Origin of the sequence: Stenotrophomonas sp. GD03930 (genome assembly GCF_029839665.1) — a bacterium.
Lineage (GTDB): Bacteria > Pseudomonadota > Gammaproteobacteria > Xanthomonadales > Xanthomonadaceae > Stenotrophomonas > Stenotrophomonas forensis.
Genome location: NZ_JAOCAV010000001.1, coordinates 213,088 through 227,384 on the forward strand (window position 1 = coordinate 213,088; position 14,297 = coordinate 227,384).

General features: G+C 68.2%; 12 protein-coding genes. 9 read left to right on the top strand and 3 right to left on the bottom strand.

Annotation, left to right across the window (positions count from 1 at the left end):
* Genes dapD through map form a run of 3 tightly spaced genes read right to left on the bottom strand, consistent with a single transcriptional unit; the run spans position 1 to position 4,534 of the window.
* Positions 1–1,062, bottom strand: a complete 1,062-nt coding sequence (dapD, locus tag N5C18_RS01075; RefSeq protein ID WP_279943605.1) for a 2,3,4,5-tetrahydropyridine-2,6-dicarboxylate N-succinyltransferase — start codon at positions 1,060–1,062, stop codon at positions 1–3.
* Positions 1,062–3,689: a [protein-PII] uridylyltransferase gene (locus N5C18_RS01080; RefSeq protein WP_053508223.1), complete on the bottom strand. Its 2,628-nt coding sequence runs from the start codon at positions 3,687–3,689 to the stop codon at positions 1,062–1,064. Before N5C18_RS01080 ends, dapD begins: the two co-directional genes overlap by 1 nt.
* A gap of 2 nt (positions 3,690–3,691) precedes the next feature.
* On the bottom strand, positions 3,692–4,534 hold the full coding sequence (gene map / locus N5C18_RS01085) for a type I methionyl aminopeptidase (RefSeq protein WP_080357237.1): 843 nt from the start codon (positions 4,532–4,534) through the stop codon (positions 3,692–3,694).
* Positions 4,535–4,707: 173 nt separating this feature from the next.
* Between map and N5C18_RS01090 the strand changes: the two genes are divergently transcribed.
* The 9 genes from N5C18_RS01090 to N5C18_RS01130 all read left to right on the top strand — a co-directional run bounded on the left by N5C18_RS01090 (position 4,708) and on the right by N5C18_RS01130 (position 14,289).
* Entirely contained in the window at positions 4,708–5,238 is a 531-nt protein-coding gene (locus N5C18_RS01090; RefSeq protein ID WP_164241136.1) for a spore coat U domain-containing protein, read from the top strand.
* On the top strand, positions 5,238–5,987 hold the full coding sequence (locus N5C18_RS01095) for a molecular chaperone (protein WP_180878265.1): 750 nt from the start codon (positions 5,238–5,240) through the stop codon (positions 5,985–5,987). Before N5C18_RS01090 ends, N5C18_RS01095 begins: the two co-directional genes overlap by 1 nt.
* Before the next feature lie 7 nt (positions 5,988–5,994).
* The gene (locus N5C18_RS01100) at positions 5,995–8,373 is read left to right on the top strand and encodes a fimbria/pilus outer membrane usher protein (RefSeq protein WP_164241134.1); all 2,379 of its coding nucleotides are present in this window, start codon (positions 5,995–5,997) and stop codon (positions 8,371–8,373) included.
* Positions 8,370–9,404, top strand: coding sequence for a spore coat U domain-containing protein (locus N5C18_RS01105; RefSeq protein WP_279943607.1), 1,035 nt, complete (start codon positions 8,370–8,372; stop codon positions 9,402–9,404). Before N5C18_RS01100 ends, N5C18_RS01105 begins: the two co-directional genes overlap by 4 nt.
* A gap of 151 nt (positions 9,405–9,555) precedes the next feature.
* Complete coding sequence (locus N5C18_RS01110) at positions 9,556–9,774, top strand: hypothetical protein (protein ID WP_164241153.1); 219 nt, start codon at positions 9,556–9,558, stop codon at positions 9,772–9,774.
* Entirely contained in the window at positions 9,774–10,472 is a 699-nt protein-coding gene (locus N5C18_RS01115; protein ID WP_164241132.1) for a molecular chaperone, read from the top strand. Before N5C18_RS01110 ends, N5C18_RS01115 begins: the two co-directional genes overlap by 1 nt.
* A gap of 219 nt (positions 10,473–10,691) precedes the next feature.
* Entirely contained in the window at positions 10,692–11,498 is an 807-nt protein-coding gene (gene rpsB / locus N5C18_RS01120; RefSeq protein WP_006427162.1) for a 30S ribosomal protein S2, read from the top strand.
* A 126-nt stretch (positions 11,499–11,624) separates the two neighbouring features.
* Positions 11,625–12,500 carry a translation elongation factor Ts gene (tsf, locus tag N5C18_RS01125; protein WP_006427160.1) on the top strand — a complete coding sequence of 292 codons (876 nt, stop codon included), beginning with the start codon at positions 11,625–11,627 and terminating at the stop codon, positions 12,498–12,500.
* 250 nt (positions 12,501–12,750) lie between these two features.
* On the top strand, positions 12,751–14,289 hold the full coding sequence (locus N5C18_RS01130) for a GGDEF domain-containing protein (RefSeq protein WP_053508235.1): 1,539 nt from the start codon (positions 12,751–12,753) through the stop codon (positions 14,287–14,289).
* Positions 14,290–14,297 lie beyond the last annotated feature (8 nt).

Here is a 14,297-nt window from a genome sequence, read left to right on the forward strand (position 1 = left end):
TCAGTCGGCCAGGCCGCGCAGCAGGTCGTTGACGCTGGTCTTGCTGCGGGTCTTCGCATCGACCTGCTTGACGATCACCGCGCAGTACAGCGAGTGGGTACCGTCCTTGCTCGGCAGCGAACCGGACACCACCACGCTGTATGGCGGGATGTAGCCGTAGCTGATCTCGCCGGTAGCGCGGTTGTAGATGCGCGTGCTCTGGCTGAGGAACACGCCCATGCCGATCACGCTGTGGTGGCCGACCACGACGCCTTCCACCACTTCCGAACGCGCACCGATGAAGCAGTGGTCTTCAATGATGGTCGGGCTGGCCTGCAGCGGTTCCAGCACGCCGCCGATGCCGGCGCCGCCGGACAGGTGGCAGTGCTGGCCGATCTGCGCGCAGGAGCCCACAGTGGCCCAGGTATCGACCATGGTGCCTTCGCCGACGTAGGCACCGATGTTGGTGAAGCTCGGCATCAGCACCACGTCCTTGCCGAAGTACGTGCCGCGGCGGGCGATCGCGCCCGGCACCACGCGCACGCCGCCACGGCGGAACTTCGCTTCGTCATAACCGGCGAAACGCGATTCGACCTTGTCCCAGAACGGCGCCGGGCGCGCATCGACCACCGCCATGTCGTTGACGCGGAAGTACAGCAGCACGGCCTTCTTCAGCCACTCGTTGACCTTCCAGCCGCCATGGCCGTCCGGCTCGGCAACCCGGAACTCACCGCTTTCCAGGCCATCGATCACCCGGTTCACCAGCGGCTTGGTCGAGCCTTCCAGCTCATGCAGGGTCAGCGTGGCGCGGCGCTCGAAGGCGCTCTCGATGCCGAACTTCAGCTCTTCCACGCCCGGCGCGGCCGGCTTGCGCAGCGACTTGCGGGCAATGGTTTCGGCGCGCGCGGCTTCGGCGCTCTTGGCCGGGGCCTTCTTCGGTGCAGCCACCTTCTTCGCCGGGGCCTTCACCGCAGCGGCCTTCTTCGGCGCAGCGGCGTTCTTTGCGGCCGGCGCGGCGGCAGGTTTCTTGGCCGCTGCGCTCTTCGGGGTCGCGGCGGTCTTCTTGGCGGGCTTGGTGGCCATCAGGCGGGGTCTCCGGCGTTTCGATCAGGGTCCAGGCAGGCCAGCATCGCGTCATGCAGCTGCTGCCGGGCAGGTTCAGTCAGGGGGAGGTCGTGTTCGTCACTGATCACGAAAGTGTCTTCGGCGCGTTCGCCGAATGTGGCAATGCGCGCGTCATGCACGCGCAGGCCCTGGTTGCGCAGCACGAACGCCACGTCGGCCAGCAGGCCGGGACGGTCGGGGGCGACCAGGGCAAAACGGGTCGCGCCGGGCTCATCGCGGAACTCGATGCGCGGGGCAAAGCGGAAATGGCGCAGCTGCCGTGGCACCACCCGGCGCGAAGGCCGCAGTCGGGTCAGGTCACCGCTGAGCGCCTCGCGCAGTGCAGCCTCCAGGTTGGTGCTGCTGCCATCGGCGAAGGTATCGGCCGGGTTCACCTCGAAGGTATCGAAGATGGTGTCGGCAGGGCCATCCAGCACGCGCGCGCGGTGGATGCCATAGCCCTTGCGGTCCAGGGTCATCACGATGGCGGCGAACAGGCCGTCGCGGTCCGGCGAATGCACGAACACTTCCAGTGCCGGGTCGTCGACGCTGATCCGGCGCACCTTCACCAGCGCCTGGCCCTGCTTCACCGGCACCAGCGCGGCCGCCTGCCAGGCCAGCTGCTCCGGCCGCAGCCGGATGAAGCCTTCGTCGGGCATCACCGCGAACTGGCGGTCGATGGTGGCATCGTCGTAGCCCTGCTCGCGCACCAGCGCGCGCACGCTGTCACGCGCCTCGGCCACGCGCTCGGCCGCCGGCACCGGATGTTCCAGCCCTTCGCGCAGCGCGCGCCGGGTGGCGAAATAGAGGTCGGCCAGCAGGCGGTCCTTCCACGCGTTCCACAGCTTCGGGCTGGTGCCGGCGATGTCGGCACAGGTCAGCAGGTACAGGTAGTCGAGGCGGTCGCGGCTGCCGACCAGGGTGGCGAAGCGATGGATCACCACCGGATCGGCGATGTCCTGCTTCTGCGCGGTCACCGACATGCGCAGGTGCTGTTCGACCAGCCATGCCACCAGCTCGGTATCGGTGCCACTCAGCGCATGGGCCTGGCAGAACGCGCGCGCGTCCACCGCACCCAGCTCCGAATGGTCGCCGCCACGGCCCTTGGCGATGTCATGGAACAGGCCGGCCAGCAGCAGCAGCTCCGGCTTGCGCAGGCGTGGCCACACTTCGTGCGCGATCGAGAATCGCTCGTCGGCACGGCTGCTGGCGAACAGGCCGATGTTGCGCAGGACCATCAACGTGTGCTGGTCGACGGTGTAGACATGGAACAGGTCGAACTGCATGCGCCCACTGACCTGGGCGAACGCGGGAATCCACTGCCCGAGCACGCCCAGCCGCGCCATGCGCGAAAGCGTGTCGACCGGGCGCTGGCCACGCAGCAACGCCAGGAACTGCTCGCGCGCATCGGCGTCGGCCACGTCGTAGGCCGGCAGCACGGGCAGCGCTTCGGCCAGCGCGCGTGCGGTCAGCGAATGCAGGCCGCGCACCTGCGGATTGTTGGCCCAACTGGCGAACAGCGCGAATACCTGGCCGATGTCGCCGCGCGGCCAGTCGGCATCATTGGCCGCCAGGTAGCCGCGGCGCAGGGAAAAGCCCACGGTCAGCGGTTCCGGCTGCGCCTCGCCGTCGAACTGTTCCTCGAAGCGCTGCAGCAGGCGGTCGCTGATCCGGCGCACCACCAGTGCGGCGCGATAGAAGCCCTGCATCATCTTTTCGACACCCAGGTTCTCGGCGTCGTCTTCAAAGCCCAGGCGCGCGGCCAGGGTCTTCTGGTAATCAAAGCGCAGGCGCTCTTCCGGGCGGCGCGCCACCAGGTGCAGGCCGAAGCGCAGCCGCGCCAGCACCGCGCGTTCGCGCTTCAGCGCGGCCGCTTCATCGGCGCCCAGGTGGCCGAGCCCGACCAGCGCCTCCAGGTCACGCACGCCAAACGCGCGCAGCGCCATCCAGCCCAGCGTATTGAGATCGCGCAGGCCGCCGGGGCCATCCTTCAGGTCCGGCTCCAGGTTGTCGGCGGTATCACCGAAGCGCTGGTGGCGGTTGCGCAGTTCTTCCAGCTTGGCCAGGAAGAACGCACGCGCCGGCCACAGCTCGCGATCATCGATGGCCTCGCGCAGGGCGCGACGCGTGGCCTCTTCGGCCAGGATCGGGCGCGCCTCGATCAGCGCGGTCAGTACGGTCTGGTCGGCCGCCGCCTCGCGGCATTGCGCCGCCGACCGCACGGCATGGCTGACCGCCAGCCCGCAATCCCACAGCAGTGCGAACAGGCGCGCCAGTGCCGGCTCGTGGGCCAGCTGCGCCGGCGGCTCGCCGAACACCAGCAGGTCGATGTCCGAACGCGGGAACAGTTCGCCGCGGCCGTAGCCGCCCACCGCAAACAGTGACAGGCCACTGTCGGCCGGCAGGCAGCGCTGCCACGCCAGGCGGATCAGATGGTCGGCTGCGCGTGCGCGCAGCGCCAGCAGGCGTTCGATGTTGTCGCCCTGGTCGAAGCGGCGGTACAGGCGCGCGTCGGCCTGCTGCAGCGCCTGGCGCGCGGCAGCAGCCCAGTCCGGGTCGATGAGCGACGCGGCCGGCGTGTCCAGCAGCGAACTCGCCGGCAGCATCCTCAGGAGACCTGCGACTCGCCCGGCGACAGAGTCAGCACATCCACGCCGGTCTCGGTGACCGCGATCATGTGCTCCCACTGCGCCGACAGCTTGCGGTCCTTGGTCACCACGGTCCAACCGTCCGGCAGCACCTTGTTGTAGCGGGTGCCCTCGTTGATCATCGGCTCGATGGTGAAGGTCATGCCCGGCTGCAGCACCAGGCCCTGGCCCGGGCGGCCGTAATGCACCACCTGCGGCTCGTCGTGGTAGACCTTGCCGATGCCGTGGCCGCAGTACTCGCGCACCACGCTGAAACGCTCGCCTTCGGCATAGCTCTGGATGGCATGGCCGATATCGCCCAGGGTGGCGCCCGGACGCACCGCGCGGATGCCGCGCCACATCGCTTCGTAGGTGGTTTCCACCAGGCGGCGCGCCATCACCGACGGCGTGCCGACGAAGTACATGCGGCTGGTATCGCCGTGCCAGCCATCCTTGATGACGGTGACGTCGATATTGACGATGTCGCCATCCTTGAGCACCTTCCCTTCACTGGGAATGCCGTGGCAGATGACGTTGTTGACCGAGGTGCACACGGTCTTGGGGAAGCCGCGGTAGCCAACGTTGGCCGGAATGGCGCCCTGCACGTTCACGATGTGGTCGTGGCAGATGCGGTCCAGTTCCTCGGTGGTGACACCGGGCTTGACGTGGGGGGTGACGATGTCGAGCACTTCGCTGGCCAGGCGGCCGGCGATGCGCATCATCTCGATTTCCTGCGGGGTTTTCAGATTCACGCTCATGGCGCCCATTATCGCTGATCCGGCCGCAATCTGAACGAACGCCACCCAACTGGCGATCCGGGCCATGCACGGTTCCGGCAAGGAAAGTGAAAGCGTGACGGACTCCGCCCTTTCGGGTCCCTATTTATCACGAATTACAGACACTTGCGCTGCCTAAGCTGGCCCCAGCGTCGTCAAAGCGGCACCGATCGTACCGTCTTCGCCTTGTTCAACAGACCTTCGGGTCAGGGAGGTTGTCCATGCGATCCCCAGTTCGTTCCCCGCTGGCCTGGGCCATCGCCGGGCTCCTGATGTCCAGCCCGGTACTGGCCGCCGACACCACCACCTTCAACGTCACCCTGGTGGTCACCAAGGCCTGCACCATCACCGCCGCGGCGGCCACCAACGTGGATTTCGGCACCGCCGCCTCCACCACCGCCACGCCCACCCTGGGCCAGGGCACGGTGACCGCGCAGTGCTCGGCGTTGACCCCGTACACGATTTCGCTGAATGCGGGCGCCAACGCCAGTACCGCCAATGACGTCACCACCCGCCGGATGAAGAACACCAATGCGGCGGTGACCGCCAACAACTATGTCGGTTACCAGCTGTACCAGGATGCCGCGCACACGCTGGTGTGGGGGGCCACCACCGGCACCAACACCCAGGCCGGCATCGGCACCGGCCTGGCGGTGCCCTACATCGTCTACGGCCAGATCCTGAATCTGAGCACCAACAACCCGGCCACCGGTAACTACCTGGATACGGTCACCGCCACGATCACGTATTGATGGAGCACGCCCGCATGGCCGGATCCCGCCCGTGGCGCGCCACCGGCGTGGCGCTGCTCGCCCTCTGCCTGCTGGCGGCCCCCATGGCAGGGGCCACCAGCCTGCAGGTAGCCCCCACCAGCCTGCAGCTGGAAGCCCGCCAACGCGCCGGCGAGCTGTGGCTGACCAACAGCGGCACCTCACCAGTGAAGCTGCAGGTGCGTGTGTTCCGCTGGGTACAGCAGAACGGGCAGGAACAGCTGCTGCCCACCGATGAACTGGTCGCCACCCCGCCGATGCAGGAATTGGCGGCCGGACAGCAGCAGCTGGTGCGGGTGATGCGGCCCACCCGTGAGCCGCCGCCGGCCCAGCAGTACTACCGGCTGATCGTGGACGAGGTGCCCGACCTGTCCACCCGCACCGACGGCATGCAGTTCGTGCTGCGCTATTCGATCCCGGTATTCGTGCAACCGGCGTCGGGCAAGCTGGCCGCACGGCTGCAGGCCCGGCTGGTGCGGCTGGACGATGGCCGCGACGGCGTGGAGGTGTCCAATTCCGGCGACAGCTACGCGCAGATCGCCGACCTCGCGCTGGGCAGTGCCAAGCGCCCGCGCATCGTGCACCCCGGCCTGCTGGGCTACGTACTGCCCGGCCAGGTGATGCGCTGGCCGCTCGAACGCACGGCGATCGACCGCGACAACGACCAGATCACGGCCAAGCTCAATGGCGAGTCGGAACAGACGCCACTGTCGCCACCACCGGCTCGCTGAGGCGTTGATGGGCGCGCTGCTTGCTGCCCTGGCTCCTGCGGCGACCGAAGCCGCCGATGTGTCCGGCGCAGGAGCCACCGGGGCTGCCGATGTATCCGGCGTGTCCGCCGATGCCATCCTGCCACCTCCCACTCCGCTCACCGCCAGCCAGACGCTGTACCTGGACGTATCGCTCAACAGCACGCCGCGCGGCCTGCTGCCATTCACCGACAACCGCGGTCGCCTGCAGGCCAGTCCCGAAGTGCTGCGCCAGCTCGGCTTCAATGCCAGCGGCGACGCGCCGGTGTACCTGGACCAGATCAGCGGCGCGGTGGTGCGCTATGACGCCCACATGCAGACCCTGGCACTGGACGTACCGCTGGACCAGCTGACCCTGCCGACCACCGTGCTCAGCCGCCCGCAGGCGCGCGCACCCGCTGGCAGTGCATCGCCCGGCGTGCTGTTCAACTACGACGTGTATGGCAGCCGGGTGGATACGCTCGGCAACCTCAGCCTGAGCTCGGAACTGCGCCTGTTCGGCATCGGCAACGGCACCTTCGAGAACACCGCGATCAGCCGTCGCTACCAGCAGCCCGGCGACCGCCGCTGGCGTGGCGAGAGCGTGCGCCTGGATACGCGCTGGAGCCTGGATTTTCCCGACCAGGCAATGACCCTGGAGGTTGGCGACTTCTACAGCGGCTTCGTCGACTGGACCCGGCCGGTGCGCCTGGGCGGCCTGCAGATCGGCCGCAACTATGGCCTGCAGCCCTATCGCGTGCTGACCCCCACCCCCAGTTTCCTCGGCCAGGCGGTGGTGCCCTCCACGGTCGAGCTGTATGTCGATGGCCTGCGCCAATACAGTGGCCAGGTGCCGGTCGGCCCGTTCCAGCTGGCCGCGCAACCCGGCATCAGCGGTACCGGCAGCGCGCAGGTGGTGGTGACCGATGCGTTCGGTCGCATGCAGACGCTGGATTTCAGCTTCTATGGCACCCAGCAGCTTCTGGCCAAGGGGTTGTCGGACTGGTCGCTGGGCGTTGGCCATCTGCGCGAAGACTTCGGCCAGCGCTCGTTCGCCTACGACGACCGCACGGTTGCCAGCGCCAGCTGGCGCGGCGGCGTCAGCGATACATTCACCGGCGAAGCACATGCCGAAGGCGGCGGTGGCCTGGCCCAGGCCGGCCTCGGCGGCTGGTGGCTGCTCGGCAGTGCCGGCGTGTTCAATGCCGCCTACGCGCACAGCGACTACCACGGCCTGCAGGGCGGGCAATGGGCGCTGGGCTACAGCTGGAACAACCGCCGCCTCAACGTCAACCTGCGCAGCGTGCGCAGCCACGGCGACTACCGCGACCTGGGCGCGCTGCAGGGCAACCTGCCGCCGAGCATCAGCGAACAGGCCACGGTCGGCATGGATCTGCTGCGGCTGGGCACGCTCAGCGCCAGCTACCTGCGCCTGCGCTATCCCGATGGCGAGGACAACCGCTACGCCAGCCTGTTCTGGTCGCGCACCTGGAGCCAGCGCTGGTCGGCCTACCTGTCGGTGAACCAGAACCTGGACCAGAGCGACGACCGCAGCATCTATCTGTCGGTCACCGCCAGTCTCGGCAACAACCGCCAGGCCAGCCTGTCCAGCCAGCGCAATGGCGACAGCCAGAGCTGGGTGGCCGACGTCACCCAGCCCGTGCCGGGCGATGGCAGTGCCGGCGGTGTCGGCTGGCGCGCCCAGGTCCGTCATGGCGAAGACGGCAATGGTGGCCTGGCCGAGGTCGGCATCCTCAACGATGTCGGCCGCTACTCGTTCGGTGCGTCGCGCCAGGGCGGCCTCAACTATGCCTACGCCAGTGCCAGCGGCAGCCTGGTGTGGATGGGCGGGCACGCCTTCGCCACCCGCGAGGTCTCCGACGCGTTCGCGGTGATCAGCACCAACGGCGTCGGCGGCGTGCCGGTACGACTGGAGAACCGCCTGATCGGCGTCACCGATGATCGCGGCCTGCTGCTGGTCAGCCCGCTGCTGTCGTGGCAGCGCAACCGGGTCTCGATCGACACCCTCGACCTGCCCGAGGACATGCGCGCCGACCGCATCGAGGACTGGGTGACGCCGCGCCAGCGCGCGGGCACCCGGGTCACGTTCCAGCTGCGATCGCGGCCCTCGCTGAGCCTGACCCTGCTGGGCATGGACGGCCAACCACTGGAGGTCGGCAGCGAAGTGCAGCTGCCCGATGGCCGCCAGGCGACCGTTGGTTATGACGGCCTGCTCTACCTCGAGGATGTGGCCGCCGGCAGCATGCTGTACGTCACCACCAGCCGCGGCCAGTGCCGGCTGAAGGTGCCGGACCTGCCCAGGGTGGTGGCGTCCGGCGCCCGGCCGCGGCCGGCACCGCTGCACTGCATCCCGGAGGTGGCGCCATGAGGATGCTGCTGCTTGGCCTGCTGCTGGTGGCCGGGCTGCTGGCCGCGACACCGGCGCGCGCCGTCGCGGTCTGCACGGCCATCGCCGACCCGACACTGCCGTTCGGCAACGTCAACAGCAATGCGCCGGGCGCAACCACGGGCACGCTCAACATCACGGTGAACTGCACCACCTCCGCGCTGAGCCTGCTGGCCACCACCGGGGTGCGGGTGTGCGTGGGCATCGGTGCCGGCAGCGGTGGCGGCAGCAGCACCAGCTGGCGGACGATGAAGACCGGCACCAGTGACAGCATGAATTTCCAGCTCTACAACACCTCCAACTTCAGCCAGGTGACCGGCTTGACCCCGCGCGGCACGCCGCCCGCGCAGGAACTGACCTTGACCTACAACGTGCCCCTGACCGGCGGCAACGGCACGCAGGCCACGCAGCTGTTCGCACAGATCCCGGCCAATCAGATCCTGGCCTCGGGCGCGTACAGCAGTACCTTCAGCGGTGCCAGCGTGGTCCTGACCTGGGCCTGGAACGAAGTGCTGCTCGGCACCGCCACCGTGCCGGCCACCTGCAATGGCGGCGCCACCGGCACCAACAGCGCCAGCGCCGCGTTCAGCTTCACCGCCACCGCCAACGTGCTGCCGCAGTGCGGCAGCTACGTCACCACCAACATGAACTTCGGCAACGTCACCGGTGGCATTCCCGCCAACATCGACCAGACCGCCACGCTGACCCTGACCTGCCTGAAGAACACCGCCTACCAGATCAGCCTGAACAACGGCCAGAACAACCCCGCCGCCACCAGCACGCGGCGCATGGCCACCACCCTTGGCACCGGCACCTACTACCTCACCTACGAGCTGTACCGCGATTCGGCGCGCAGCCTGCGCTGGGGCAACACCCTCAACGTCGATACCGTTGGCGGCACCGGAAGTGGCAGCGCGCAGCAGCTGACCATCTATGGCCGGGTGCCGCCGGTCACCGGCCAGCCCCCTGCCGGCGCCTACAACGATCTGGTGCAGGTGACGATCACCTATTGACGCGCGTGCCGACCAGCGGTCGGCCCCCACCGGGCAGATGGCGCAGTCGAGCAAGCTCGACTCTACAGTTCCGGCCGATCCGGCCGATACCGCGCAACGAGTCTTTCGACACACAGGATGGCAGGTGGTTCGCGCACTTCTGATCGGGGCGATGCTGGTCGCCAGTACGCCCGCGTGGGCCGACCCCAGCAGCAGTGCCGTGCAGATCCGGCTGACCGTGGTCGAGGCCTGCAGCGGTGATACCGGCGGCGACCACTGCCCACCCCCGCATCAGCGCAGCGATGCACCGCAGCTGCCATCCCAGGTCCGCGACCTTGCCCCGCCGGCCGACGACGACGACGCAGCGCCTGCCGTGACCGTCATCTACTGATGCGCGCACTGCTGACCCTGCTGGCGCTGCTGCTGGCGCCGTCGGCCGCGGCGCTGGACCTGCTGCCGACTACGCTGCAGCTGCCAGCCGACGGCGGCCATACCGCGCTGTGGCTGTACAACCCCGGCCCGGGTCGCTGGCAGGGCCAGGTGAGGATCCTGGCCTGGGAGCAGCAGGCGGACGCCGAGCGACTGCGCCCCAGCGACCAGATCGTGGCCAGCCCGGTCCAGCTGGACCTGCCAGCGGGCGCCCGCCAGCGCATCTGGCTGCTGCCGCGCCTGCCGTCTCCCGTGGCCAGCGAACGGGCCTACCGGGTCGTGCTCGCGCCCAGCGCGCCTGGCCTGCCGCGCTACTCGCTGCCCCTGTTCCGGGGACATGCCGCGCCGCTGGCGCAGCCGCAGCTACGCTCCGAGGTCGACCCCGAACCGTCGCACCCCACCCTGCGACTGACCAACACGGGTACCCTGCACGCCCGCCTGCACGACCTCGCCTTCGTTGCCGACGATGGCCGGCGCCTCGTACTGCTGCCCGGCCTGGCCGGCTATGTGCTGGCAGGCCAGGAGCGCCATTGGGCCCTGCCCCCCCATGCCCACGGCTATGCCGGCGGCCATTTCCAGGCCCGCCTGCAGGACGGCCGCGTGGTCGAGCTGTCCACGCCGGACCCGGCAATTGCAGCGAGCGCACCGGGCGGGCTATAATCGACCGGATTCCTGCCGCCTGCGTGCGCGGGACCCGTCCACACCGGACGTCACCGGTGAATCCACACCTGCTGCCCCCATCCGTGCCGGGGTGCTCCGCGAGGAGTTCGGCCACGGAGGCAACAGGGAAGCCCAACCCCGGAACCGATCGCGCTTCCACGCGTCCCGCACACCTATCCCCGCGGGCGGAATCGCTGGTTCCCTATCAGGAGTATTGCAATGCCCCAGGTCACCATGCGTCAGATGCTGGAAGCCGGCGTCCACTTCGGCCACCAGACCCGCTACTGGAACCCGAAGATGGCTCCGTACATCTTCGGCGCCCGCGGCAAGATCCACATCATCAACCTGGAAAAGACCGTCCCGCTGTTCAACGACGCGATGAACTTCATCTCGTCGGTGGCCCAGAAGCGCGGCACCGTCCTGTTCCTGGGCACCAAGCGCAGCGCCCGCGAAACCATCAAGGAAGAAGCCGAGCGTTGCGGCATGCCGTTCATGAACCAGCGTTGGCTGGGCGGCACCCTGACCAACTTCCGTACCGTCAAGCAGTCGGTTGCCCGCCTGAAGGAACTGGAAGCCGGTGAAACCGACGGCACCTTCGAGAAGCTGGTCAAGCACGAAGTGCTGGGCCTGCGTCGCGAGCGCGACAAGCTGGAAGCCTCGCTGGGCGGCATCAAGGACATGAACCGCCTGCCGGACGCCATCTTCGTGATCGACATCGGCCACGAAGACATCGCGATCAAGGAAGCCAAGAAGCTGGGCATCCCGGTCATCGCCGTGGTCGACACCAACTACAACCCGGAACTGGTTGATTACGCCATCCCGGGCAACGACGACGCCATCCGCGCCGTGCAGCTGTACGCCCGCGCTGCGGCCGACGCCGTGCTGGAAGGCAAGGCTGCTGCTCCGCACGCCGCCTCGGTGCGTGAGGAAGAGTTCGCTGAAGCCGCTGCTGAAGGCGAAGACAAGCCGGCCCGCCGCGCTCCGGCGAAGAAGGCCGCCAAGAAGGGCGACGACGCCCAGGCCTGATCCAGGCCCCGGGGTGGACGCCCGGCGTCCACCCTCCCTGCGCGCAGCCCTTGGCGCGTGACAGGACCGTGTCACACGGGCCGGCCACCATGCCGGCCCAACCCCTTTCTTTCGTGAGGTAATCCCGTGGAAATCACTGCTTCCCTGGTCAAGGAACTGCGCGAGCGCACCGGCGCCGGCATGATGGAATGCAAGAAGGCGCTCACCGAAGCCAACGGCGACATCAACGCCGCTGCTGAAGCCATGCGCAAGTCCGGCGCTGCCAAGGCCGACAAGAAGGCTGACCGCGTGGCTGCCGAAGGCCGTCTGGGCCTGGCCCAGGATGGCGGCAAGGCCGTGCTGGTCGAAGTCAACTCGGAAACCGACTTCGTCGCCAACGACGACAACTTCAAGTCCTTCGTCAACGCCGTCGCCGCTGCTGCCCTGGCATCGGGCGCCAACGACGTCGAAGCCGTGAAGGCTGCCAAGCTGGCCGATGGCCGCACCGTTGAAGAAGCCCGCGCCACCGCCGTGCAGACCCTGGGTGAGAACATCCAGATCCGTCGCATGGTGAAGGTGGATGGCAACAACACCATCGGCGCCTACGTCCACACCAACGGCAAGGTCGGCGTGCTGGTCGACCTGGTCGGCGGCGACGTCGAGCTGGCCCGTGGCCTGGCCATGCACGTGGCCGCGCTGAAGCCGCCGCACAACAAGGCTGCCGATGTGCCGGCCGAGTTCGTCGAGAAGGAAAAGGAAATCGAACTGGCGAAGATGTCCGAGAAGGACAAGTCCAAGCCGGCCGACATCCTGGAAAAGATCATCAGCGGCAAGATCAACAAGATCGTCAGCGACGTGACCCTGTACGGCCAGACCTACGTGCTGGGCGACACCACCGTCGAGCAGGTGGTCAAGGCCGCCGGCGCCGACGTGGCGGGCTTCAAGCTGCTGATCGTGGGCGAAGGCATCGAGAAGGTGGTGGAAGACTACGCCGCCGAAGTCGCCAAGGCGATGCAGGTCTGATTCCAGCCCTCCGGCTGTGAAGCGACCAGAAGAGCCGCGGGAAACCGCGGCTCTTTTTTTATGCCCACTGCACCCGTGGGTGCGCACCGTTGGTGCGCACACCGACACCGGCGCCCAGGGACCTTTGCGTTGCGCACCAATCAAGCCGATACTCGGCGCAGGGAAACCGCAGTCATTTAGCAGGAACGAAAATTGCGGACTGTGATGCATTCCTAGGTATTCTTGTCCCAATGGAATTGAACGACCCGACATGCCTCCCGAGCTGACAGCTGCCCTGGCGCTCTGCCGCAACCTGCCTTCGCCACCCGGTATTGCCCTGCGCATCATCGAACTGGCCCAGGACCCGGAAGCGGACATCGCCACCGCCGCCGACATCATCGCCATCGACATGGCGTTGAGCGCTCGCATGCTGCGCATCGCCAATTCCCCCCTGTACGCCAGCCGGCGCCGGATCGAGAACCTCGGCCAGGCGCTGACCATGCTCGGCCTGAACGCCACGATCAGCCTGGCCCTCGGCTTCACCGTCACCCAGGGCCTGACCGGCGGCAGTGGCGAGGGCCACGACCTGCGCCAGCGCGCCTGGAAGCGCAGCATCCTCAGCGCCCTGGCCGCCAGCCAACTGGGACAGGCCCGCGGCCTGCGCCGCCTGGAAGAACTGATGCTGGCCGGCCTGCTGCAGGACCTGGGCGTGCTGTGCCTGGCCCAGGCCGAATCGGAACGCTACCTGCCCCTGCTGCGCGAAGCGCGCGACAACACCGACCTGGTCGCGCGCGAGCGCGAGGAACTGGGCTGCAGCCATGCCGACGTCGGCGCCTGGGTGGCCGAGCAATGGGGCCTGCCGCGCTATCTGGTGGAGAGCATCAGCCACAGCGAGGACCAGGACGCGGTCGAATCGCCCTTCCAGGCCTGCGTGCAGCTGTCCGGCGCCGTCGCCGACATCTGGCTGGACGAGGATGCCGACACCGCCCGCGAACGCGCCCTGCAGCAGGTGCACGACCAGCTGGAACTGGACAGCGCCCGCTTCGACCAGGTGCTCGCCCGCATCAGCGAGGCCCTGCCGGACATCGCCAGCCTGTTCGAGGCCGGGCTGAACTCGCCTTCGCGCGTGCGTGAACTGATCGACCACGCACAGGAGCTTGCCACCCTGCGCAACCTGCGCGAACTGCAGGATGCCGACCAGGCGCGCCGCCGCGCCGACGAATTCGAAGCCCGGGCCAAGCGCCTGGCCGACCAGGCCCATCGCGACGCGCTGACCGGCGTGCTCAACCGCCGCCAGCTGGAAGCGGTGCTTGAGCAGGAGTTCCTGCGTGCCGGCCGCCAAGGCTGGCCGCTGTCGGTGGCGTTCATCGACCTGGACGATTTCAAGAAGATCAACGACGCGCATGGCCACCTGACCGGCGATGAGGTGCTGCGCGCCTTCGCCGGCAAGCTGCAGGGCCAGCTGCGCAACAGCGACACCGTGGCCCGTTTCGGTGGCGAGGAATTCGTCGCACTGCTGCCCAATACCAGCGAAACCGTGGCACTGGACGTGATCCGCCGGGTGCTGGCCAACATCGTCGCCACCCCGATGGCCGAGCTGGAAGGCGGCCCTCTGTTCGTCACCTTCTCGGCCGGCGTGGCCACCCAGGGCGGCTACGAGCGCTTCGCCGACGTGCAGGACCTGTTGCGCGCGGCGGACGACGTCCTGTACCGATCCAAGAATCTCGGCCGCAACCGGGTGATCGCCCGCTCCCCTGGCGCTCTTGGCCACGATGAGCTGTCGGCGACCGCTGGCGCCGAACTGGGCTGAACGGGGAG